This is a genomic window from Leptospira adleri, assembly GCF_002811985.1.
GTDB lineage: Bacteria > Spirochaetota > Leptospiria > Leptospirales > Leptospiraceae > Leptospira > Leptospira adleri.
The window spans coordinates 1-23,413 of record NZ_NPDU01000070.1; the positions used below are offsets into that span (position 1 = coordinate 1).

Below are 23,413 nucleotides of genomic sequence, written 5' to 3' on the forward strand. Positions count from 1 at the left end.
ATGTGATCTTTCGTGAAACGGGACCGAATTCTTCTCTCATCCGTTACATGAGAGAGGTAAAGAAAAACACTGCGGGTCCGACTACAATCGTACAGGATTTAAACGAAGATTTACCCGGAACCACGATCATGGTGATGGGAGATTTTAATTCTAAGTCGGCGAGTGACGATACAAGAACTCTCGTCTTGACGGAACTTTTGGGATATACGAAAACGCTTTTTCCTTACGGAGCTGGTGGAGCTTTACGTTCCCGTTTAGGAATCGTTGAAAACTATAGCGTTCTTCAAATTCTCGCGGAAGACAAGTTCCGTGTCTTTACGAATGTTCCAGTAAGACTCTAAAGTCACCCCGAAAAACGTTTAGAAACATTCAAAGGGGTAGAGTTTTCTACCCCTTTTTTGTATGAACTACGAACAACTCTTTGAACAAGGAAAATTTCCAAAAACCAGATTCGTTCTAAATCGAATCGCAAAAGCGACTCAAGAGGCGTGGACGAACAATACACTCGCCGCAAAACCTAGCTGGTGGGGAAGAATGGCAATGTCCAATCGTCCCGGAGGAGGGGGAGGAATTTTAATACGTCCTATTCCGGGAGGATTTCAAGTATATCATCCGAATAAGGGAAAGTATAATTACATGGCGGTCATCGAACGAGGTAGAGGACGTTACGATATGCGTCCCTCACTTCTTGGTGGAAGTCGAGCGAGAATGGGTGAGAACGGTCCTTATGTAATCGTTCCGATAACTAAAAATGAAAATGGAACTCGTGTTAGTCCAAAAAACAATTCAATCAATTCTGTGATCATTAAAACCGGAACTTTCAAAGAGGAGAATGCTCACGGACAAATGGTAACAAGAAACCGTTACAAATACAGGCAAGATCCTGGCATGACTGGTAAAGGAAACGTATTTGCAAGAGAACAAAAGTACAAAAATGGAACCGTTCAAAGATCCTTCGTAAAATTCGTCGTTGTTACCGAAAAAAGTCGCGACTTCTTTCAACCGGCGATTCCAGCTCAAAAAATTCTAGCAGGAATCAAAGAGGATGTGAAATCAGCGTTAAAATCTAAAACTCTAAAGCAAGCAGTCGCTTTAGATGCCAAAAATCTGATTTTAGACTTACTCAGTAAAAAAAAGAACCGATAATCCGTTTCCGTTTAAGATCCGGATGAATGGATATAAGTCTTCGGGAAGAAGAAGCTAGACAACAAGACGGACGCGATCGGGGGGCTATCCTAATCACGTATCCAGCTCCTCCGGAAGATACGGTTGTAGAATATTTTCGTAATTCCTTACCACTCACAGGCCTTGCACTACGAAACATTGATGTTCCTATCGAACACGGTCATCCGCTCTATCAAGAAGGAGTTTCGACGACTGGACCGAATACAAAATTTCCAAAGATTGGAATCGAATGCACAACGGATCGAAATACTCAATTTTTAGGATTAAACGAACATCACTTTAAGAATTCAGAATCTTTCCGAAAATATTTAACTAAGATTTCAGAACTACCTGAAAGCCAACGCCTTCCGACAAAGGCTTTCTTAGATGAATTTAGTCGAAAGAAAAATTTCCAACAACTTCAATACACCGTTGAATCAGAGGTAGTCATTTGCGGGTTCGCGACAGGTAACGCCGGTCGAAACACAAATAAATGGATCTATGACGCCGCTCTTGCCGTGACAATGCTCATGGCTAATGATCTTCCCGTCCTTTATCCAGGACTAACTGTTTTTCTTCCCGAAGACACAGAACCTAATTTAAGCACCGCCGATTTCTCTGAACCTTTCTGGGGGTTTGAAATCAGAGTAAAACTCATTCAAACAAAATCAATTTTTCGAACCAAACCTTCATTCCTTTTTCCCGATATTAGCTCCTTCGATGTATTTTTATCGGGAAGCAAAACCCGACTGGAAGGCAACTTCGGGTTAGAGGATAATCCTTAATGGAAGAAGACGTAAATTTGCAAAGGGGAAAAGTTGATTCAAAAGTTTTAACTAAACCCAAAACAAATCAAACACCCCAAGAGTTTCTTCTCTTTAAAGAAAGAGAACTTGGAAGAACGATTACTCCCCGTTTCCGTGAATACTTTTTTCGTGAATTAAAAGCAAAGGGTAACAACTCCTTCGAGGAAATTTGGAGGGCTGTGAATCATGGGAACTAGGGATGTAGAATTCTTAGGTCGCGGATACATCCAGCCAGGAGCGCGCGGAGCTTTCCGAGTTAAAGCTCAAAGTACAGGCATTTCTCCAGATCTAAATACTCTCGTACTAATTGGATCCGCAGACAACGGCTACGACGCAGGGGACACAAGTCTCGAAATATCGAAACGAGTTTTAGAATTTAGCGGTGCCGACGAAGCGAAGTCGGTATTTTTTTCCGGCGATTTAGCAGACGCAGTTTCAAACGCATTCTCTCCTTCCAAAGATTCTCGTTTTACAGCTGGTCCCCAGCTTATCAAAGCTCTGAACATAAACCCAAACGTTTCTGCAAGTGCTACCGCCTCATCGATCGTTGCAACGGTTACGAATACCGTAAAAGCAATCGTTCCCGGTCCGAGAGGAAATCAAATTCGGTTTCGGGTAACGAACGGGGGAACGATTATTCAAATCGGAGATAGTGACGGAATCGGAACTTCTTCTCCCTTAGAATCAAACGAATTACAAATTCAATATGTAGGCGACGGACAAAACGCAATCCTATCTTTCGACGGGACTATACTCCGAGTAACCCTTTCGGGAACTGCTCCAACGGATGGGTCCGGAAACCTAACCGTTCCAATCAAAGACTATTCAACACTTGGAGAACTCGTCGGATATGTTTCGAGTCGTGTCGGTTATCAGATTATTCTTCTTTCGCAACCCGACCGGAAAACTGCAAACCTAGACTATCTTTCCCTTGCCGATGCTGTGGATGTAAAAACCGTTCCGGTCACGATGAAGTCGCTTCTTTTCCAGCAAGAGAGATTCTTCTTAGGAAACGGGCTTGCTCAAATTGTCGCAACTCCGGAAAGAAAACCACTCGCAGACATGGCGTCTTTTACCTATCTAAACGGTGGTTCAACGGGGATTGCAACCGCACAGGACTATATCGACGCAATCGATTTTGTTTTTGATACGGAAGTTTCCAAAGGTTTTTACGTCAACGTCTGCACTTCGATCCAATCAGTCGTGCTCTATCTTGCTGATAAACTAGCATTCGGAAATTCACCCGACGGAGCCGATGAAAGATTTGGTGGGGCAGGACTCGACTTAACGAAATCAGTCGATGCAAGAATCGAAGACATCAAGTCTGCCAATTCCGAATACATGGTTTTGGGGTTTTCTCCAATCACTCGTTACGCGGCGGACAAGATAACTTTAAAAACGTACCCCGGCTGGATGCTTGCGGTTTTGCATAACGCAATCAAAGCATCCGGTAACGTAAGAGAAACCGCGACCTACAAAGACCTAAATATCGTAGACGCACCCGAAAAATTATCTAAGAACCAAATCAAAAAAATACTAAGAGCGGGTGGACTTGTCGTTACGAGAAAGCCAAATAACGGTGCGTTCAAGATCGAAATGAGTCTGACCTCATATCAGGCTCAAAACCTGATTAAAAATCAAGCCTCGACCGTTTGCACAGCTCTTGCTCTCGTAAAGGACTTTAGAGAGTGGCTCGACGTAACCTTTATCGGCGAAGTACCTACAGATCCCGACGCACTTGGAACAAATCTTACTGACGCGGACATTCGGACCGCAGTAACACAACGTTTTCGTAATGTGTACATTACACAATACGGCTGGCTTACAAGAAACATCTACACAGGGGAACCCGCATTCGACGAGAAGTTCGATATTCGTCGTGATGGTGACGCCGTGTATTTCGTATTCCCTGACGGCAAGATAGTAAGTCCGATCAACTACATGTTCTTTCTAGTCAATTTGGACGTTATTCGCGGAACGAATAACGGAGGTTAAAAATGGCTAAGAGCGCACGGCCGAATCCGGCTGTTCTCACGGGTAACGACGCAATCGTTAAAATTAACGGTCAAGCAGTCGGTTTTATGAAATCGTTACGAGTGAACGTAAACAATAACGTTGAAAGAATTCAAGCACTCGGATACAGAAAACCAAGAGGTTTAAAGTCTCTTGCATGGCAAGGAACAGCATCGGGTGAGTTTCATATTCTGAGAACTCCTGTTGAAGGAGTCGTCGTAATTGATACGAATAGCGATGAACACGCCGACGATCTCTATGATATTTTAGTCATAGACAAAACTACCGGAAAACGTGTTGGTCTTCTCACAGGAGCCGTGAATACCGACGGTTTCGGATTAAATAATAACGAATTCTCCGGAAGAGAGATCGAATTCGAGTTAATGGATTGGGAGCCTATGGAAGCATTCAATTGAAAGAATTTTAAATGGTTCCCATAGTCTGCGATAATATGCTTCAGAGATGACAAATCCCGAACAGGAAACAGAGCAATATCCAATCCAAATCAGAAATTGGACCCGGTTCAACCCTACCTGTGTTCTCACCACCATTATCAGTTGGAGGAGGTGGCGGCGGCGTTACTGGTGGATTTTTTGGAAGGTGCCAACCTAAGCTTTTGATTTTTGATGAAACGTGATAACCCCAAACAGTTAATCCAATCGCATTTGGATGAACAAGATCTCCCATCAGTGCGTCATTTGCGACCCATGGTTCTAATGTAGAAGGGTTTACAAAAGCTTCCCAAAGACGAAGGTATTCCAATGTTAATCCTTGAGCTTGAAAATAAGGATTTCTACGAGCTTGAATTTCGGAATATGCACCTTCCTGAATACCCATTAGAAACGAAGGCAATGTGCCTGCGGCGGCTTGATTTGCCGCAATCCAACAAAAATAGGCGGGAATTTGTCCATTGGCTGGAATTTTTGATCCAAAGCATGTGCCGCTTTGTTCTGGATTTAAAAGATAACCCGCCCCTGCTAAAGCGGCACCAGACATCATATCGGAAAGTGCAACAACCCCTCCATAGGCAATCAACGCATTACTAAGAATCGGTTTCATTTCTGTTAGGGAATTTTTAAATTCTTGCTGACTTGATATTGAAAATCCTTGAAGGATTGCTTGATATTTATAATTTACGCCGTCAAAAGCGTATCCATTTTTTCCTGGCAAACCTCTTTGAGCTGACCATCCAACAGCCGGGTAATTACCAATGATTAAAACATTTTTCCTAACTTGATATAGCTTGGTAATTGCCTTTTCAATATTATTCAATGCTCGATTTATGTATTCTTGTGAATGCCATGGCATCATAACTAACATTAGAAAATTTTGAAGATAATCATTACCACCAATTTCAAAAGCTACGTTAGGAGCTATTTTGTAATTTGGTTTGTTGGTTAGGCATGTCGTGATTTGACTTAGCATAGCCTCGGAATTATCACCACCGTGTCCAAAGTTTTGGATGTCCCAAGAGGAGTCTGTTCCTAAGTAAAAATCCAAACTCGAAACTCCATAGAAAAGTCCTGGTGAAAATGATTTACCTGGATAATCGTTATTATGCATGATCGGTGCATAAAAAGCGGCCGCATTGATATCTTTAGGTACCGCATTGGCAAAGTCAATTCGACTGTCGCCATAGAAGGTGACCGTTGTTTTCGAATAATAAAGCGGGTTCGAAGGATCTGGTGTTGTTTGAATCGGATCATCAAATTTCCCCACTGTATTACAATCAGGTACGTCTGGAATACCAAAAAAAGGTTGAGCCATTAAAGAAGAAGATATTAAGAACGTAAATATGGAAATCGCGTTTAGTAATTTCATGGAAGAGCCTCAAAAGTAATCGTCGCACAGGAAATATTCGGATACTGATCTGAATTCGGTTCTATTAGAATTAATACCTGTTGATTTGCAAAAGAAGGAATTGTGCAAGTTTGAGTTCCGCCTGAAACGTAATTCGAATATGTACCTTGGTTGCAAGAAACTAATGAATCAGTAGCACGAATATTTGGCCTTAGACAGTTTTTAATTATCAAATTAACTCCACAGGCAGGATAATCTGCTGACAAAGTAAAAGAATACTTCAGTCCATTCGGACCGGTCGTCATACGATATCTTTTACTATTTCCAGTGATTGAGACAGGTGCGCTGAGTGGTAGAATAGATGATTCGCTTGGATTTTGGCAGGCGGAATCATACGGCCCAGAGGAACCTAGAATTGTTTCAGACCAAATTACTAGTAAGCCCTCATTAATCCCTCCCTTATTTTCTTCCTGACAGGAGACAAATCCGAAAATAAGAATTGAAATACAAAAACTGATAATAATTTTTTTGAACTTTTTCATTTTTAAAGACCCCTTTTCGCCATTTCGTCGATCGCCGCTTTTCTAAGAGAAACTAGCCAAGCCAAATTCTTTTCTAAGATTTGTTTTTCCTGGTCCGGAAGCTCTGTTATATAATCTTGAAGATAAGAATAGGCAAAGATTCCTATAAAAGAATTTGATCTTAAATTAGTGAGTTGTAAAGTCGAAAGCTTTGGGACTTCTGTTAAAGCACTTCCATAATAAGAATTCATTTGGTTCAGTTTGGATTCATATCTTGCTTGTTGTTCTTCCGGCGTAAGAGTTTTAGGAGGAAGGGGAGTCCCATTTTTCCAAGCCTGAGCCTCTGCATCGATCTCGCCTGGAGAAAGTACAACGTATTGATTCAGTGAAGAAAAATCGGATGTTGTCTTTTGAAGAGCTTCCGGCGTTAAAAGTTCTTGAGATTCTAAATTCTTTTCCAATTCCAATGTAGAATGAATTTCTTCATCACTTGGGAGATATTTTGCATTTGGATCGTAAGAATTTGAGTTAGAGGGAGAATTCTGATTTGAAGAATCTGGATTTCGGATCCCTAAGAGAAGAGGAGTTATTTTTTGAGTGAGTTGTTTTTTACGCAAACGGGGGTCTGGTGCAGTAAAGTCACCGCAATTCATTTGAAAGAGAAATAACGTTAAAAGAAAACTAGCTGACTTAGTAGAAATGCGCATTCTGTCCCTATATTTCAAAAATATATCCCAAAGTCGGGCTTTGTGCGCTTTATGTCAAATTAATTGTCTTTAAAAAGTAGCCATATTTTTTTTGTTTCAAATACGAAAAAATAATCACTGACCTATCTATCGATTTCTCAGCGAATTTGATAGGGCCTATTTCATATTGCTTTATAATTTGATTGGCTCTTGTTTAGATTTTATTTTTGTTTAAGCAATATGAACTCATAATTCTAATCCGTTCACTTTTTGCGGATCAAAGTAATCTTCTCCGATATCGAACTAACTTAGATGATTGATGAATGAGAATTCTGGAACCTAATAAGAGAGTTACTTTAAATGCAAAATACGAAAGCGACTCTTACAAATTCGAAGCGGAAATTGCTGACCCTAGTACGGAACTTGACATTGAAATTGCGGTTGCAAAAAGACTAAACGGCGCATCGCTTGAATCGATTCCAAATACGACCTACGGATATATCTACGCAATCGCTACTTTAAATCACGTCATCAAAGAAATCCCTGAAGATTTTCCGATTCCAGACATCCAGACCTTTGAACAGATAAGAGACAAAGAGTTTGTCATCAGACTCTTTAAAGAATATGAGAAAAAGGAAAACTGGTTTAAATCAGAGTTAAAAAAAAATCGGGACGCTCGACGCACTGAACGACGAAGAGAATCTTCTCGACCTCTTTCTAATGAACCAGATGAAAATACTTCCGAGAGGAGTCACGCATCTGGGAAATCTATTTCTCGAACAAAAGAGATTCATCCTCGAAGCAACAGCAAGACTGGACATTCCGAATCTTCTCATGAGAGCGAAACTGAAGTCTCAGAAACGCCAAGTAATGAAGATGAAATCGATGGAATTCCTAGAGAATATAAGCCCGACAATGGCCAGTATCCTGGAGGCAGAGGCCGGGTATTCACAAGACATGCTCATGAGTGAAGGAGAATTAAAGCGTAAAGAACTCTTAGAAAGAATCGATAACGAATTAAAATTCTATGGCTGAAGAATCTTTAAACATAAAAGTCAAGGCAACGCCCGATTTTAAATCAGTAGACAAAGAATACGACCGAATTGCTAAAAAGGGAAAGAAAGGGATTCCCGTTTCAGGTCGAGGGAAGGTTCCCGAGAAAAAAGGATCATCCAGTGGAAGCGGAGGAGGGAGTTCCGAAAAAAAGAAACTCGAGGCCGCGTCCAGGTATGCGGGTGGAAGTGCAATGGCTTCGAAAGTCGGAGCTGATGGATCGGATTTAGACGAGACTCAAAGCGGCGGATTTTTTAATACTCTTGATAAGAAATTTTCAGCCGCTCGCGATCTATTTCGAAAAAAGAAAAAGAAGAAAGACGGAGAGGAAGAAGAATCATCCGCAAGTTCAAGCGGAATTGGACTCACCTCTGCAAAACAGCTTCAACTTCAAAAAGCTGAAATCAAAATTCAACACGCAAATTTTGATAAAGGTGGTCTTTCCGGACTTCAGGGATCCGGAGGAGGGGGAGGATCGGGAGGCGACGGTGGATCCGTTAGAGGAAATAATTTTTCAATGATGGGAGCCGCGATTCCGATCGCTGGCGCCGCTTTCGCTATTGCTGGAGGAGTTTTAAAAACAATATCCGCAATCGGAGAACAATATCACGCGGCTATGCAAAGTCAGTCCGGAACGATTGGCGCGACCGGCGATTACGTTGGCGGTGGTAAAGGATATTTCGCAAACTCAGAACTCGCACAGGCAAACGTAGCGAAAGGTCGAGTAACGGGTGAAAACATATTTGGAAAAGGAAACCAGATAGATGAAACGACAATGCTCTTCGCCGCCTCTCAAGGAAAAGGAATCGCTGAGGTAGTTAAAGAGTTAGAAACGATTCGAAAAGATTCGAAAAATGCAGACGTTGGTTTTCTTCGTGGTGGAGCTTCCGCCTCTGGGTTTCAGGGTTTAAGACAATCCGAATATATCTCAAAACTCGCGACCATTTCTGAAAATTTAAGAGGGAAAGGATATTCAGGAGATATAAACGACTACGCGAAATTTTCAGCCGGTTTGCAAAGAACGGACGGGATCAATATGGATCCCTCAAGAAGAATGGCTCTTTCGGAACAGCTATCAGATCAAGGAAGAAACGGCGCATTTGGCGGAGGAGTATTTGGTTCTCTTTCTATGGCGGAAGCTTTAAAAGCGAACGGTGGAGACGTGATAAAAGCCATCAGAGAATCCGAATTAAATCCTGGGAAATATATGTCTTCGGCAATGGGGGGAATAGATGCAACAACACGCGGTCTTTTAAATAAAATGCAGGGAGGAAGTTTTTCGGAAATGGCTGGAATGAAGTTTGGATATAACGACATCAAGTCAGATAACTCAACAATTAACGCTGGCTATAACAAAGGACTAAACCTCGACAACGCAAAAAAAGAAACCTTTGCCACGGACGTAGGCGCTCAAGCCGCTCAAATTGGATATGACATGAATAAAGCTATGATTGATTTATTCAATGAAAACAAAGGAGCTATGAAAAGCCTTGCATCGACCGTTTCCAATATTGAAAAATCCGTAATTCCCGTTATTTCAGGACAGATTACCTCCCTCGTTGGAACGATAGAAAAACTTGCAAAGGGTGACTTTGGTGGCGCGCTCGGAGACATGATGGGTGGTCTCGGAAAACTTGCGACACTGGCAAACCCCGCCGGTCTTTTGGTTCGATCGAAATAACAATTCTAAATTCCGATTTTTCATTCCAATGCAAACTACCGGAATGGAAATACACCGTATTCTTTTTCAATTATTCAATCGAACCGGCGTTGCGATCGAAAGAGAGGTTGAAGAATTCGCTCAAGAGTTTCAAGTTCAACAACCTCAAAAACTTACCAAAGCCTTTAAACAATCAGACAATTTGGTAACCATCCCCATTCCAACTGGGATTCAGTTTAAATATGTTCTGATTCTTGGAACTTATCTCGCAGACGACACAGCAATTGGAGTTAAAAAAGACGACCCCGCACCGATTGTAGTCCGTATTAATGAATCTGCAACCGATCATCCTTTACCTCAAGGATTTATGGCATGGTCTGGAGGTCTTACTTCTTTGAGAGTTGCGACAACTTATGATACGAATCAAGTCTTAGTAGAAGTTTACTTGGGATAAATGAATCCTGTATTTGATTTCTTACTTAGAGGAATTGGATCACAAGTCCGAATCGGCAAGGGTGGTCCGCAAATCAAGGGATCATCTTCAGGTTTGGATATACGTCTTCCAGACGATTCTGATTTTGGAAGACTTCGAGTTGGCAATCCACAGTCAGGAAATGACGCAGTCAATCTAGATTGGATCAAAGAACAAGTTCTTTCAAATTGGAACGTTCCCGTTCAATCTTTATCCGACCTCAGAGCAATTCCGGCTTTTGATCGTAAAGATAAACAAATTCGAGAAGTTGAAAACGAACTAGCATTCTACCAATTCGATTCAGAATCAACTGCCACAGTTCCCGATCCACAGGATGTAACCAGATGCGTCGTTCCTAACGATATAGCTCTTCCAAATCCAGGAAGGTGGTTAAAAACTACGGCAAGGGTCCAACAACATTCACAACTCTTAGGTTTAGCGTCTTCAGACGATCACCCTCAGTATCAATTGAGGACTGAGAAAAATTCGGTAAATGGTTTTCCTGGTCTTTCCAATGATTCCGGAAATCCTGGAATTGAATTGATTTCAAATGGTTCGATCGTCAGTGTCATTCGATCCCTTGCAACCGCGGCAAAATCTTTCTTTCTACCTGATAAGAATGGAACGCTTGCTTTGGATGATCCATTCATCGGAGCAACGGATACGACTAACGGGATAAAGGGTCTTGTTCCTTTTCCTCTCATCCTTGACAGAGAGAAATTCTTGTCAGGAGACGGAACATGGAAAACTAATTTCGGATCTTTAAAAAACTCCCCTCTCCAAAATAGCGCATATACCGCTTCAAAATATGAACGAATTTTGTGTGACGTCTCCGGAGGAGGGATCTCAATCACACTTCCTCTAAATCCCGAAGACAATACAGTTGTCGGAATTTTAGATGTTTCGAATGTCGCAGGAACGAATCCAATTACGGTTTTAAGGAATGGTCAATTGATTGAAGATCAAACTGAAGATTGGCAATTGGATTTAGACGGAGGATATTGGGAGCTCGCATTTTCATCTCAAAGAGAAAGTTGGTATTTCCTTTCTCTTCCTGCCTACAATAACGTATCACCCTCCGCCGGTTTTATTTCGGATAATCCTCTCTTTACTGAAACCTCACTCGCGCCTTCTGCAAGAGCCGTAAAACAATACGCGGACACTCAAGACTTGACAGTTCTTCAAAATGTCGCGTTAGTCGGCACTTTTCAAGAAGGTTCGGGAAACGCAGTAGTGGGTACACTCATAAAAAACGCATGGTTTGAGGGAATTACGAATTCAACCGGTCTTTGTAGCGTTGCAACAGGATTAGGAAATAATATCCTTACCGTGATTGCTTTTATTAGCGACGGAAGTGGGAAATGGTTTTCGGCTTCGACTTCAGCAGGTTCAAACACTATTTACTATGACGATTCCGGCAATATATCGATTCAGTTTAGTGGGAATGTTCTTTTTCAAACGCGCTCTGTAAGATTCAAGGTAGAATACAAATGAAATCTTTTAAGAACGACTACTTAAAAGATAACGCTATCAGAGCCTACGCGGACAATCTAGTTTCTGCCGAAGCAAGTGCGAGAATCGATTCTTTCTCAAATTTACAAACATCGTTAAATTCGAAAATAAATACTTCTTCAAAGGCCATTCCAAACGGGATCGCGACTCTCGATACGGACGGCCTTTTAACAGGGAGTCAACGTCCGCCGGTCGTCGCAAGCGGAAACGTTTATATCTTTCGACCGGGTGAAACTTCACCAATCGGAAACGTATATAACGATTGGGCAACGATGATAGTCGCGACTCAAAGTAAGCAGGGTTTAAAATACATTCAATTTGATGATTCACTTCAAGGAATTGCAGTTCCCGTTGATAACGTAAACTTTTCAGAATTTATACTTCTTCCACGATACAAAAAAGCGAACTATATCGACGTGACTTTTACATCCGGTTTTTTACTCAGCACTTGGCCTATTGAGATAAGAGGATTAAATCTTAAATTCTCATCCCACTTTAACGATAATTCCGGAACAAACGCATTTACAATGATCGATGCAAGTATCCAGTACAGTGGAACCTCGTCAAACGGAGTCGATTTCATTACGGGTTCCCTAACGATCTTTATGCGAAATTCCCAAATTGTCGGACCTGGAAATTCTTTATTCTCTCTTGCAAATCGCACACTTCAAATTTTTGCCGTATCCGGCTTTTGCAACGTGGATCCAAACCTTATTAAAAGTAATTCTTTAGGAAATTTAAACGTTACAAATTACGGAGCTTCGAGTCCTTCGATTGGTAACGTTGTTCAATCACAACCCTCATTTTTAGGAACCCGATCAGATATCGACTTTGAACATACCTTAGAAAGAACGATTCTATCTAAAGGTCAATTGATTACAAAAAACGATTCGGGAAGCTTCGTTGCCTTTCCAGTTGGTGCCGACAACGAATTACTTGCTTTCGATTCAAGCACAGCAACAGGTCTAAAATCTATCCCTCAACCGGGAGCTTTGAATACTCCCGGAATGAAAACGATCACAGACTATGTAAGACAATCGTCTCCTGTAACATCTCTTCTTCCAGCTGGTAATAAAACGATCGATTGCGCAACGGCGAATCTCTTTAGAATTACAGGAGGAACCGCAACGATAACAATTTCTAATTTAACCGAAAACGAAGTTGTAAACGTAGTCTTTGAATCCACGGGTTCAGCATATACGATAACTTGGACGGGAGGAACGTTTTTGTGGCCAGGTGCGACCGTCCCAACGCCGTCTTCAACTGCTTCTCGAAAAGACATCTATACATTCATAAAAATCAACGGCGTTATTTTTGGATCCGCTGTTCTCAGTATGGGTTAAACGAATGTTTCTTCCATTTGGATTTTTTAAAAATCAAGTTCCAAAACCGACTTTAGATCCAGCTTATCCAACAGGAGGAGTTGGGAATTATATCAAAGCAATGGTTCAATCCGGGAATACGATCTTTGTAGGCGGACTCTTTACTTCGATCGGAGGACAAACTCGAAACCGTATAGCCGCAATCGATGCAACAACCGGAGCCGTTCTTTCTTGGTATCCGACAGGCGGCGCAAACTCTGACATCTATGGATTGGCATTAAGCGGTAACACTCTCTTTGTTGCAGGTAGTTTTACTAACATCGGCGGAACTACTCGTAACGGAATCGCCGCGTTAGACGCAACAACCGGAGCGGTCTTGCCTTGGTATCCGACGGGCGGGCTTGGTGGAACTACGTTTGGAAAATGTTTAGTTCTTTCAGGGTCCACTCTTTACATTGGTGGATCATTCTCCTCAATAGGAGGTGTTGCGCGTACAAATATCGGAGCCGTTGATGCAAATACCGGTGCAACACTTTCTTGGTATCCTTCGGGTGGAGTAAATTTTAACTTAAACGTTTTGTATCTAAATAGTGGGGTCCTATACTTAGGTGGAGGATTTACGTCCGTCGGAGGCCAATCTCGCACGCTTTTGGCCGCTGTGGATCCATCGACTGCGAGTGTACTTTCTTGGAATCCAACAAATGGGGGAGGGAACAACTACGTTGAAACTATAGTAAGAAATGGCAATATAGTATATATAGGAGGGTCGTTTTCTTCGTTAAACAGCACTCTTCGGTTTGGAATCGCCGCGATCGATGCGACAACTGGATCTTTACTTTCCTGGTTGCCTGATTTAAACGGAGGTCAGCTCACTGGGCTTGTATTGAACGGAACTTCCTTGTATCTAATAGGAAACTTTTCTACAGTAAACGGGACCGCAAGGAGCCGAATTGCATCTGTGAGTACCATAACCGCAGGAACCCTTTCTTGGTATCCTACGGGTGGAGTTGACGCGACAGTAGATACATCCTACGCTTTGGATGGGAATACTTTGTGGATTGCAGGCGGTTTCAGTAACGTAGGCGGACAGTCTCGCGTGAGAATTGCAAAGTTAAATCTTTCCTAAAGAAAGTATTTAATTAAAATACTAGATCCTTGTCCGGTTCAAATTCTTCTTCCTCGTCGAGACGAAATTTCGAATCTTCGGGATTATCGCCCTGTTCGCCGTTTTCTTCATATCCCATTTCAGAATAATCCTGTCCTTGCATTGCACCCATTGCATTTTGTTGGATTTGCATCATATTTTGTTGAAAAATTGGATTTAAAATAAGAGCTCCGGCCATTTTGTAATCTTCGACTGGAACGCCGTAAAGGTCTGCGAGAGTTTCCCCGATTGTCGGGTTATCTTGTGCAATTCGAATTTCGTCCACAAGTTTCCAGTTTGAAACTTCATCTTTTTGTTTTTGAACTTTATCTTTTTCGTCTTCCGGATCTTTTCCACTAAATTCACAAACAATTCCGCCGAAATCATCCTCACGGAAGTTTTTGAGTTTTGTAAAAGCAGATTCGAAGTAGGTAAGTAAACTGAGTTTTGCGCGAGTCATACTATGTTTACTTTTTTCAGTTTGATTGGCTTCTGATAATGATTGAGAGCCGATGAGTCGAAGTCCCAACTCTGCTTGGTCCATTCCATGCCCCATAAGGACGAGTGAAACACACCACTGCATTAAATCTTTAAATACCATTTCATTTGGAATATTGAGTGGGGTCCATTTTACTTCTCCCGCAGAAGTTCCGAGGATCGGGATTCGATGAGAATCATCAAGACCAGAGATCATCTCTTGCCATTGAAGTTGAAGAGAATCTAACGCCTCTTGGCTAATATCACCTTGGAACGAAAGATAACCGTAAGGATGTTGTCTTGAAAATGTATCTCGATTAAATTTGAGTGAATTGATGACTCCGACAAGATCGAGCATACACGCTTCCAAAGGAGAGAATCCAAATCCCCTCATGGATACATCAGAAAGATGATTTTTGTGGAGCCAAAGGATTTCGTTTGCCCCGAACGTTTCGACTACATTGTCATCGATGATTTGGACAAATGCAACGGAATGGTCCCCCCTGTATCCTTTTGTGGGATCGACTGGAAATATGGATGCGGGATCCAAATATCTGATTTCTATTAACTTACCGAAGGAATTAAAAATTAAAAAGAATGCTATTGAATCGATGGTGAGAGTATCTCTCGTCATCATTTCAAAAACGGAACCTAAATGATCGCGGTTTGCCCAACCAGCTGTCAAATCACCCATTTTATCAAACCACTTTCCGCATCGTTTCATCCGCACGGTGATTTCATCCGTGACTTCTTCGTCCTCGTCTTCCATTCGAAACCAAAGACCGGTTTTGGAACTGATCCGCGCAAACTTACTCAAGTCTTCTACGCGAACCGTATGAATTGCCGAGATTAAAGATGTACCGTAGCTAGCACTTCGAAGATGGGGAATTGGAATTCTCCAAGTTGGTCGCAACTGGATCCCGTCCCTGATTTGTTGCATCTGATCGAAGCTATATACGGGATTTCGACCGGCGACTTCCGGAGTGTTTACTTGTCCAAACCAGGACTTTGCTAAGTGTAAAAGACGTTCATTGATTTTTTCAGTTTTAAGTCCGACCTCTTTGGAACGTTCTAGTCTTATTCTTTTTTCTAAATTCTTTTCGTAATCATTTCCACGCGGCCGGCCTTTCCCCTGTTTCACCATGCGGTTGAGATTATGAAAAAAAGGATTATCGGATTATTTTTTCCGATTTTTTCCGGCGGGAAAAATAGGTTTTGTCGCAAATCGCTATCGGCTAAGAGTACACATATCTTTTTCCGATATTGATTTTCTGATTAATATAAAGAGCATGAGTCGAAAATCAATCACCCTGCAAGACATAGGGCGTATTCAATACCAGAATCAATTCACCGTTCCAGGTTCAGAAGTCCTAAATGATCCCGGAAGACTTTACTACATTACCAACATACACGCGATAGGCGGCTGGACAATTTCCGCAAAAGGAAACAACGCTGATCAAAAACTTACGAACTATTCCCGGTCTGGAACAGGAGACTTTCAATTTTTTCTTCCGCTCTGCGTATCCGAAGCTTCCTTTTCAGGAGTGACCGAGGTTTCTGGTTTTTGGGTGAACGCGTCACCAATGTCTCATTGAAATGATTTCAAGTACGAACTTAGTAAAGAAAAAGGTTCTCGTACACGGTAAAGGAGGCGATTACATGGCCTTCCGAAATACGAAAACCGGAAATGATGTTTTAACTCCAAGAGAAAAGAAAGTTGAATTTGCAAAACATCAAAGAAGTAGAATTCAACATACTTCCGTCCATAGCGAAAAAGAACAAGCTCTCATAAAAGAAATGACCGCTCGCCACAAGGCTTTTGAAACCGAAGCGCGAGAACAAAGAAAAACGTATGGAGCCGGTCCTAAACTTCCAAAACCCGGTATGATAATGCGAGTTTACGCAAAAGGGAAAGCAAATGTCGGAGGGATGCTTGCGAAAGTGAAACAAGTGGCGGAGGACGGTAAAACTGTGATTTGCGAACTCACCTCCGGAAAAACGTATTCTCTCCCGATCGATCACCTTGAATTCGCAAAGTCGCAGATCTTCTCCGATTAATACAATCACTCCTATATTTGATGGGTGAATTTCAAATCAGTAAGCTACTCTAACATTTTAAGAAATCGCAATCGAGAGTTTCGATGAGTCACGGATACGATGGCGACTTAAACAAACAAGCCGAGGACTACGAATACCACGATCTGTCCGAGCGAATTTACCCTGAGTTTCATACAAGCGTTCAGTCTCTACCCAGTTGGGGAACATTGATCCATCCAGACGAGCTTCGCCGAATCATGTTTTTTGGTAACGAACCTCTGATGACAACTCGCGGAACTCAACTCGAAGATTTCCAATTAAAAAACTGGGTCGATCAAACGGTGCGCGCGTTTGCAAACGAAATAGATTGGGATATTTATCCAAGACTTTGGAGGAGCAGACCTCTTCCCGGACAAAATGGAAGATATGATTTAGAACCTCGTTTTGGTAAAATCGAAGATTTTGCAGAATGGGATGATGTTTATGATTATGATTCTTCCAAAGGAATGAATTTTTTTCTAAAACTAAGAAGGAAGAATCTTTGTCGTCTTCACAGGTGGGTTCTTACATACCCCTTTAACGGATCTACTTTTATTGATCTCACTCAAAAAGCTACGATCCAATACAAAACCGGAATTCTAAGGGCGGTATATACGAGAGCGCCTTGGGGAAATATGCCGATGCCAACGATGGGAATTCAAGCCTGGCGCGGAATTACGAGTTCCAATGGAACCTTACCGGGTGCATACCAAGTGGATTATTCATCTGGTTACGATCATGCTTCGCGAGTGCCAAGAGACTTAAAAGATCAAATTCTTAAATACTTTGCAATATGCCTTCTTTCTTCTTACGGAGAAGGAATCATCGGCGGTGTTGCCAACTATTCAACTTCGGTCGGCGTAATCAGTGAGAGTATTGGGACAACCATGTCGGCAGAAAACGCATTCTATGGAGCGAGAATCAAACAACTGAGTAATGAGCTAAAAGATTGGTGGAAAACAGGTAAACTCAGATACACCGGAATCAGTTTTGGTGCGCTCGGATAGTATGGGAGAATTTAATAAATTGTCGGAAGTAGAAGACAAGGATATGCAAAATTACTTGGGACTCATCGGAACGATTGCTATGATTTTAACTCAAATCCTAAGATGGGGACTAAAAAAATTCAAAGAAAAAAGAAAACTAAGAAGTTTAAAAAATCTCGAACCGTATCCCGTTACAAGTCCGTATTTTAGATCGATCAGGGAAGTAACGAGGCTCGATATTTATTTTGATCGAAACCTTACTACAAAGTCTTCGGACACGTTATGCCAAGATCTCATTTCTCTTTATACAAAAGCAAAAGAGAACCGTTTAGAATCTATCAAGATTGAATTTGCTCACTATGGCTCGATCAGTTCGGCCGGCAGTTCTGCTTTACAAAAATTCACAGATTACGTTTCCGAATTTAACGGAATTCGGTTGGTGATAAAGTTTCCGACGGATTCTCCGGACGCTGTAAAATTATATTTAGATTTGCAAAGGCACAGAGCAGGTTTCGATTCCGGACGAATCGAATTGTATTTGAACGATTATACAGAATACGTTAAGAATCACGAACTCTAAGATCTTCCCCGATATACATTTCTCGCAAATGATCGAGAAATGGAATACGAACATTTTATCCCCGCTCTAATCGAAGAAACTAAACACCGCTATCAGTTTTCTCAAGAAAGAAAGAACTGGCCGCAATTAGATTTCGAAAACAATCACGTATTAATTGGAGTTCGAGGGATTTCGATTGAAAACAACCAAGTTTTTTTGAACGACGATAGTTTCGATCGATTCAACGACGTTCTTTTCAATATCCTTCCCGGAGGGAAATCCTGGGGGAGTCGTGTAGTTACGATGGATCCCGGTAAGGTTTCCAAACAAACTCTTCTAAAATACGGAGTTACCGAAGGAGAAGCGAGAGTAGAGGAGGGTTTGTATTTGGTTAAGATCGGGCTTCATCACGGACATATTGCTTTTAATCAAGCCTCTCAATTTTCTTTCAGACGAGACGCAAACGGCGATCATGTTTGGAACAACTTAGATCCTCTCTTCAAAGGTTTTATCGGAATCAATATTCACGCGCAAGGTATGGAGAAGGATTACGTTGGCGTGAGTTCACTTGGATGTACCGTTACTCGTGCCTATTGGAATCACCCCGAATGGCTATCTCTTATTTCCGTCTTTCAAGGAGCAGAACTAAAAGCGCGTCAAACGGACCCGAAATTTCCAGGTTTTTGTTATGCACTATTTAATCAAGATTCAGCGAAGAAAATCTTAGATTCTAATATGTGAACTACCAGTTCCGATTTTTAGGATCATGCTACTTTTTATGAATGAATCAACCGCTAAATGCCAAAGAGGTTCTAAACATTCAACCGGACTCGCAAGAAGCTCGTGAATTAGAATCAAAACTCAAACATTCTATAATAGTAAACAAGAACGTGTTTAGAAGAAGTAACCAATCCTTTTGGCTTGGTCTATTTTTCGTTCTGGTTGGCCTTTATATTCTCTATACAACTCCGGAACAAAAAATATCCGAAGGTTATGGGGGGGTCAGTGTTCACGGACTTTTTCTTACTTCCGGAATTGTTCTCATGTCTTGGTTTAAGACCGGTGAAATTCTAAATGCCGTCGGTGAGTTTATCTCAAAAGCGAGGGGAGGGAATCCATGAAGTTGGCTTTTCTTTTAATCGCTCTCACCTTTTTCTATACAGGATGTTTCTCACCTCCGGTAGAACCGGCGTTTGATTTCAAAAAAGAAACTCAAAAAATGAAAGAGAATCAAACAAGTCGGAAAAAGACATCGGATCCATCGGAACTAGAACAGATTTGTAACGACAACGAATCCGGTCGAGCGCGAGCTCTCGACGCTTTTCTAAAGCAAAAAGAGGTTTCAGATTATTGGAAGAAGGTTGCGGAAGACAGAAAATCGGACGCCGAATTCGGGCGCTCAATTAAAAACTGGATTTCGGTTTTTTTGATCGGGGGAGCGATCTCTTTATTTACCGGAATTTTTTTGTATGTCTCCGGATTCGGATCTAAGGCAATCGGTGGAATTTCTAAAATCCTCTCTCTAATTCCCACTAAGAGTTCTCCTCCAGAGTAATCATTTCTTTCCTTTCCAACTTACTCGCTCTGACCCCGAAAGGGGTCTTTTTTTATTGACTATTTATCTTTGAATATACGTTATTCTTGAAATACCAGTTAGGCGAAATGTTGCAAGAAAATGAATAAGCAACCAAAAAGGCATCACTGGGTTCCTCAATTCTATTTAGAGTATTTTTCATTACCTGAAACTATAGGTACGAAAACTCCAGAAATTTGGTGTTTTCAGAAAGGCAATACCGATCAGATTGAATTTACCACCGGAATTCATAATGTCGCTGTAAAAAAGGATTTATACTCAATACTCTCAGAGGAAGGTAAGGATACTAAACTGGAGTCTGAATTCTCAGATATAGAAGGTTTAATGAGTCAAATATGGAAAACCTTAGCGTACGGGAATTCTGATTTCAGTAAATCCAGTTCTTACAAAAAAGGGTTTTCTCTATTTTTAGCATTGATGCTAACTCGCCATCCCAATCGATTATTGGAATGGGATTCAATTCACAAAAATATAATTAATTTAGTGGCGGATGCTCATAAAACTTCAAGTGAAGATAAATTAGAAATACGCAACATAGAATATGAATTTGATATCAAAGATTATGACTTATTTAAAAATCAAGATCAAAAGGACTTAAAGAATAGTTACCTAACACAAATAAAATCGCATACCATGGATCTTACTCAAGAATTGCTCAAAAAACGATGGTCAATACTTATTAGTGAGGCTCCATTGTTTGTTACAAGTGATAATCCGGTCCTTATCATTAACGATAGAAATATAGGTATAAATAGACCAGACACTCAGATTATTTTCCCTATTTCTCCAGCAAGAGCCTTTTTACTTGATAATCTAATCAGTGAACCTCACTGGCAATATTATCCTGTAACTGAAAACCAAGTTAAAGAACTCAATTACCTTCAATGGGTTTCAGATATTAAATTTCTATTATCTCCGCGTCCAATCATTGAAGTATTAAAAGAAATTCTAATTATTAGCAATAATAAACGTGAATAAGCAACACTGCGTCTAACTGCGTCTCCTCGCTTCGTTAGGCTCTATTACATACATATTAATTCATAATTTATGTTCTTGAAAATCAAGCTATTCAGTAAAAAGAAAAATTTCAACGGGTTTTTTAAATATTCGCGAAAGCTGTTTTGCCAAATCTTTTGGAATTGATCTCTTCCCAAGCTCCATAGCCGAGAGATTTTGTCTCGGGATTCCGCCCAACTTTATCCCGAGTTCAGAAAGACTTAATCCAGCTTTCTTTCTGTAGTATTTCATTTTAGAACCTGGCTGAAGAAATTCTTTATTTTCTTTGAAAAATTCAGTCTCCTTCCAAGAAATTGATTCCTCTGACTTTTCAATACGAAGCTTCTTACCAAATTCTTTTTTAAGAGCTTTCAAAAGAGAGGAGGAAATTTCACCTTTAATTGTAACTTCAGTAAGGGGCGTTTTCACCACTGCCTGCATAGAGTATACCTCGATTAATAATCAAATTCTTTTTATCTAAGTGATTCTTAATAACTTTTCGAACATTTCAAATGCTTCCTTTCCCAATGGACCTTCTTGAAAACACCATTCTTTGACCATTCTCATCTCAAAACGTTGGCTTCTTGCTACTAAAAGAGCCTGATCAAGACATTCTCGTGCATTGAAATGTATATAAGAAGACAGTCTATCCTTTATACAATCAGTCGGTGAAAATATTTTTAATATTTTACCTTCAATTTCTTTTTCATCTGGAATGATCTTATAATCATCACCAATTGAGACCGGAGCAGAAAGAAATTCAATAAAAAGATGATTGCATTTTGGGTGAACATAATGACGACTCCTTTTATAAAACCCTAATCCTTCCATTACAGATTTTATTTCTGTCGCTTTGGAAATAAGCGGTTCAACTAAATCTATATCTCCGGATCGATAAGCACCTCTTGAATAGATTGAAACGACAGCACCGCCGACTAAAACAGATTGAATTCCTTTATTAGCCAAATGCCATCCTACAAATTGCCAAAGTCCTTCCTCGTTTACATGAGTCCAGTCAGGTTCATCCATAGACAGGCTTTCCCTTTTGTCTTGGTCTTCTTCGAGTTGAAAAGATAGATTCTTTTTCTTCAAGAGATAAGGAATTGTAAAAAATAGCCAAAATATCTTTGATTGGTTTAACGAAAGGGGACTTTGGATTAAAAGCGAAAACTCGCGATCGGCCTACATTTTTTGCGACCAGTATTCCAGATCTCTCAAATCGCTCAAGCTGAAGTCGTATTGGTGTGACGGCAGTACCGTAGTCATTTGCGATCGCAGATGAGTGAATTTCGTTATAGTGGTAAACGTGTAATAGAACTCTTGAAGCCGTCCCATTCCCAAAAATTCCATCAAGGATCATTTTCAAAACTTAATACATTCTCTTTTTCTTATCAACTAAAATATAGTCCATATTTGCTAATTTTTAGTCAATGCAAAAAGAACCCTAAAGCGATGATTCTTTCAAGAATTAAGGCGGGTAAAAATAGGGTGGCCGGGAAAGTATTTTCATTTTTAAATACATCACAGATATTTGCTTAACTTCCGATAATACATAATTTCTTCTCATTCATTAAGAGACATAATTCTAACGGGACATAATAGATATTATCGGTAGTCATATAGTAAGCAAACATTTATTTAGCATTCTGACCCCGATCGCCCTTTCAAGCTGAATTATCGTTTTTCACTTTATTTAACTTTTTATAACCTTTCAGGTTTGACAAAGCAGGTGTAACATTATATTGTTACAGTGAAAATGAAGGAGACCTCAGAGTATCTCGTCTATAAAGGTCCGGCTTTTTCGATCGAGTGGTACTTTGATAAAAACTCAAAGTCCATATCTATGGAATTCTTTGAGAGCCTTACAATCGACGAGCAAGATGACTTTCTTGTACTCGTTAAGAAAATGGGAGATTCCGGAAAGATATTTAACGAACAAAAGTTCCGAAATGAAGGTGATAAGATTTTCGCCTTTAAGCCGAAACCGAATAGATTCCTTTGTTTTTTCGCTGTGGGTAAGAAGATAATAGTCACGAATGGATTTCCAAAGAGACAAGATAAATTACCCGCAAATGAGAAAGATAGAGCGAAAGCGTTACGGAAAGATTATTTAGAAAGGATTGATGCAGGAACATATTATGAAAAGTAAATCTACTTTCGACAGAATTATGCAAGACCCTCAAAGGCGAAAATCTTTTGAAAAGAAGTATAACGAGTTTTATCTTTCTGAAATGATAAGCGAACTAATGGAACAAGAGCATATTTCCGTTCGAGAACTTGCTGAAAAAACTAATCTTTCCCCGACCGTAATTCAAGACATTAAATCAGGAAAAAGAGACAACCCTACTTTCAATAGCTTGATAAGTGTAATTGAAGCGCTCGGGGCCGAAATAGTATTCAAGAAAGGCAATAAAGAACTCTACCATGTTCCGAAAGTTCATGCTTAGTTTCAACTTCCGTGAATGCACCTTATGTCTCATCTGAGCGGTCCGTACCTTGTATGTTCTGGCACATCGGTAACACTATAGACCGGAGACATGGGTTACACTTTATTCGTTGTAGTTGTACACAG

The 23,413-nt window shown here is 40.7% G+C and carries 27 protein-coding genes and 1 pseudogene; 21 read left to right on the top strand and 7 right to left on the bottom strand.

The window, feature by feature from the left end; all coding sequences use genetic code 11:
* The 6 genes and pseudogenes from CH376_RS19325 to CH376_RS19350 form a co-directional block, all read left to right on the top strand.
* A pseudogene (locus tag CH376_RS19325) lies at positions 1-341 on the top strand (capsid protein); the annotation flags it as partial.
* Positions 342-402: 61 nt separating this feature from the next.
* Positions 403-1,146 carry a hypothetical protein gene (locus CH376_RS19330; RefSeq protein WP_100787486.1) on the top strand — a complete coding sequence of 248 codons (744 nt, stop codon included), beginning with the start codon at positions 403-405 and terminating at the stop codon, positions 1,144-1,146.
* Positions 1,147-1,172: 26 nt separating this feature from the next.
* On the top strand, positions 1,173-1,949 hold the full coding sequence (locus CH376_RS19335) for a hypothetical protein (protein WP_100787487.1): 777 nt from the start codon (positions 1,173-1,175) through the stop codon (positions 1,947-1,949).
* Entirely contained in the window at positions 1,949-2,167 is a 219-nt protein-coding gene (locus CH376_RS19340) for a hypothetical protein (RefSeq protein ID WP_100787488.1), read from the top strand. Before CH376_RS19335 ends, CH376_RS19340 begins: the two co-directional genes overlap by 1 nt.
* Positions 2,157-3,965 carry a hypothetical protein gene (locus CH376_RS19345; RefSeq protein ID WP_100787489.1) on the top strand — a complete coding sequence of 603 codons (1,809 nt, stop codon included), beginning with the start codon at positions 2,157-2,159 and terminating at the stop codon, positions 3,963-3,965. The genes CH376_RS19340 and CH376_RS19345 overlap by 11 nt, the downstream gene beginning before the upstream one ends.
* A gap of 2 nt (positions 3,966-3,967) precedes the next feature.
* Complete coding sequence (locus CH376_RS19350) at positions 3,968-4,399, top strand: hypothetical protein (protein WP_100787490.1); 432 nt, start codon at positions 3,968-3,970, stop codon at positions 4,397-4,399.
* A gap of 40 nt (positions 4,400-4,439) precedes the next feature.
* Here the strand turns inward: CH376_RS19350 and CH376_RS24670 are convergent, their stop codons facing one another.
* The 3 genes from CH376_RS24670 to CH376_RS19370 are packed head-to-tail and all read right to left on the bottom strand — an operon-like array spanning position 4,440 to position 6,921.
* Positions 4,440-5,804 (bottom strand): LIC10707 family hydrolase, encoded by a 1,365-nt coding sequence (locus tag CH376_RS24670; protein WP_243394842.1) that lies wholly within the window; start codon positions 5,802-5,804, stop codon positions 4,440-4,442.
* Positions 5,801-6,325, bottom strand: a complete 525-nt coding sequence (locus CH376_RS19365) for a hypothetical protein (protein WP_100787491.1) — start codon at positions 6,323-6,325, stop codon at positions 5,801-5,803. The genes CH376_RS24670 and CH376_RS19365 overlap by 4 nt, the downstream gene beginning before the upstream one ends.
* 2 nt (positions 6,326-6,327) lie before the next feature.
* Positions 6,328-6,921: a hypothetical protein gene (locus tag CH376_RS19370; RefSeq protein WP_243394843.1), complete on the bottom strand. Its 594-nt coding sequence runs from the start codon at positions 6,919-6,921 to the stop codon at positions 6,328-6,330.
* Between the two features lie 392 nt (positions 6,922-7,313).
* Here CH376_RS19370 and CH376_RS19375 point away from each other — a divergent pair, with 392 nt between their 5' ends.
* The 6 genes from CH376_RS19375 to CH376_RS19400 all read left to right on the top strand — a co-directional run bounded on the left by CH376_RS19375 (position 7,314) and on the right by CH376_RS19400 (position 14,135).
* Positions 7,314-7,961 carry a hypothetical protein gene (locus CH376_RS19375; RefSeq protein ID WP_100787493.1) on the top strand — a complete coding sequence of 216 codons (648 nt, stop codon included), beginning with the start codon at positions 7,314-7,316 and terminating at the stop codon, positions 7,959-7,961.
* A gap of 56 nt (positions 7,962-8,017) precedes the next feature.
* Positions 8,018-9,724: a hypothetical protein gene (locus CH376_RS19380; protein WP_100787494.1), complete on the top strand. Its 1,707-nt coding sequence runs from the start codon at positions 8,018-8,020 to the stop codon at positions 9,722-9,724.
* A gap of 43 nt (positions 9,725-9,767) precedes the next feature.
* A complete protein-coding gene (locus CH376_RS19385; protein WP_100787514.1) occupies positions 9,768-10,157 on the top strand; it encodes a hypothetical protein in 390 nt (129 codons plus the stop codon).
* Positions 10,158-11,669 (top strand): hypothetical protein, encoded by a 1,512-nt coding sequence (locus tag CH376_RS19390; RefSeq protein ID WP_100787495.1) that lies wholly within the window; start codon positions 10,158-10,160, stop codon positions 11,667-11,669.
* A gap of 290 nt (positions 11,670-11,959) precedes the next feature.
* A complete protein-coding gene (locus CH376_RS19395) occupies positions 11,960-13,030 on the top strand; it encodes a hypothetical protein (RefSeq protein ID WP_243394844.1) in 1,071 nt (356 codons plus the stop codon).
* Positions 13,031-13,034: 4 nt separating this feature from the next.
* Entirely contained in the window at positions 13,035-14,135 is a 1,101-nt protein-coding gene (locus CH376_RS19400) for a PQQ-binding-like beta-propeller repeat protein (RefSeq protein ID WP_100787515.1), read from the top strand.
* A gap of 13 nt (positions 14,136-14,148) precedes the next feature.
* Here the strand turns inward: CH376_RS19400 and CH376_RS19405 are convergent, their stop codons facing one another.
* On the bottom strand, positions 14,149-15,771 hold the full coding sequence (locus tag CH376_RS19405) for a phage portal protein (protein WP_243394847.1): 1,623 nt from the start codon (positions 15,769-15,771) through the stop codon (positions 14,149-14,151).
* A gap of 148 nt (positions 15,772-15,919) precedes the next feature.
* On the opposite strand from CH376_RS19405, the gene CH376_RS19410 reads away from it, so the two are divergent.
* From CH376_RS19410 to CH376_RS19445, 7 genes are all read left to right on the top strand, one after another.
* Positions 15,920-16,225, top strand: a complete 306-nt coding sequence (locus CH376_RS19410) for a hypothetical protein (protein ID WP_100787498.1) — start codon at positions 15,920-15,922, stop codon at positions 16,223-16,225.
* Between the two features lie 64 nt (positions 16,226-16,289).
* Positions 16,290-16,688 carry a hypothetical protein gene (locus CH376_RS19415; RefSeq protein WP_420843568.1) on the top strand — a complete coding sequence of 133 codons (399 nt, stop codon included), beginning with the start codon at positions 16,290-16,292 and terminating at the stop codon, positions 16,686-16,688.
* Between the two features lie 83 nt (positions 16,689-16,771).
* Positions 16,772-17,713, top strand: a complete 942-nt coding sequence (locus CH376_RS19420; protein WP_100787500.1) for a hypothetical protein — start codon at positions 16,772-16,774, stop codon at positions 17,711-17,713.
* 1 nt (position 17,714) lies between these two features.
* Positions 17,715-18,272: a hypothetical protein gene (locus CH376_RS19425; protein WP_100787501.1), complete on the top strand. Its 558-nt coding sequence runs from the start codon at positions 17,715-17,717 to the stop codon at positions 18,270-18,272.
* Positions 18,273-18,311: 39 nt separating this feature from the next.
* A complete protein-coding gene (locus CH376_RS19430; protein ID WP_100787502.1) occupies positions 18,312-18,992 on the top strand; it encodes a hypothetical protein in 681 nt (226 codons plus the stop codon).
* Between the two features lie 41 nt (positions 18,993-19,033).
* Positions 19,034-19,372 carry a hypothetical protein gene (locus CH376_RS19435; RefSeq protein WP_100787503.1) on the top strand — a complete coding sequence of 113 codons (339 nt, stop codon included), beginning with the start codon at positions 19,034-19,036 and terminating at the stop codon, positions 19,370-19,372.
* 554 nt (positions 19,373-19,926) lie between these two features.
* The gene (locus CH376_RS19445) at positions 19,927-20,823 is read left to right on the top strand and encodes a DUF4238 domain-containing protein (protein ID WP_100787505.1); all 897 of its coding nucleotides are present in this window, start codon (positions 19,927-19,929) and stop codon (positions 20,821-20,823) included.
* Between the two features lie 87 nt (positions 20,824-20,910).
* On the opposite strand, the gene CH376_RS19450 is transcribed toward CH376_RS19445, so the two are convergent.
* From CH376_RS19450 to CH376_RS19460, 3 genes are read right to left on the bottom strand one after another with little or no spacing between them, the layout of a single operon-like run.
* Positions 20,911-21,282: a helix-turn-helix transcriptional regulator gene (locus CH376_RS19450; protein WP_100787506.1), complete on the bottom strand. Its 372-nt coding sequence runs from the start codon at positions 21,280-21,282 to the stop codon at positions 20,911-20,913.
* 36 nt (positions 21,283-21,318) lie between these two features.
* Complete coding sequence (locus CH376_RS19455) at positions 21,319-21,870, bottom strand: hypothetical protein (protein ID WP_100787507.1); 552 nt, start codon at positions 21,868-21,870, stop codon at positions 21,319-21,321.
* On the bottom strand, positions 21,863-22,201 hold the full coding sequence (locus tag CH376_RS19460) for a hypothetical protein (RefSeq protein WP_100787508.1): 339 nt from the start codon (positions 22,199-22,201) through the stop codon (positions 21,863-21,865). The genes CH376_RS19455 and CH376_RS19460 overlap by 8 nt, the downstream gene beginning before the upstream one ends.
* 483 nt (positions 22,202-22,684) lie before the next feature.
* Between CH376_RS19460 and CH376_RS19465 the strand changes: the two genes are divergently transcribed.
* Together CH376_RS19465 and CH376_RS19470 are read left to right on the top strand one after the other, a co-directional pair.
* A complete protein-coding gene (locus CH376_RS19465; protein ID WP_100787516.1) occupies positions 22,685-22,990 on the top strand; it encodes a type II toxin-antitoxin system RelE/ParE family toxin in 306 nt (101 codons plus the stop codon).
* Positions 22,980-23,288, top strand: a complete 309-nt coding sequence (locus CH376_RS19470) for a helix-turn-helix domain-containing protein (RefSeq protein WP_100787509.1) — start codon at positions 22,980-22,982, stop codon at positions 23,286-23,288. The genes CH376_RS19465 and CH376_RS19470 overlap by 11 nt, the downstream gene beginning before the upstream one ends.
* Positions 23,289-23,413: the final 125 nt, after the last annotated feature.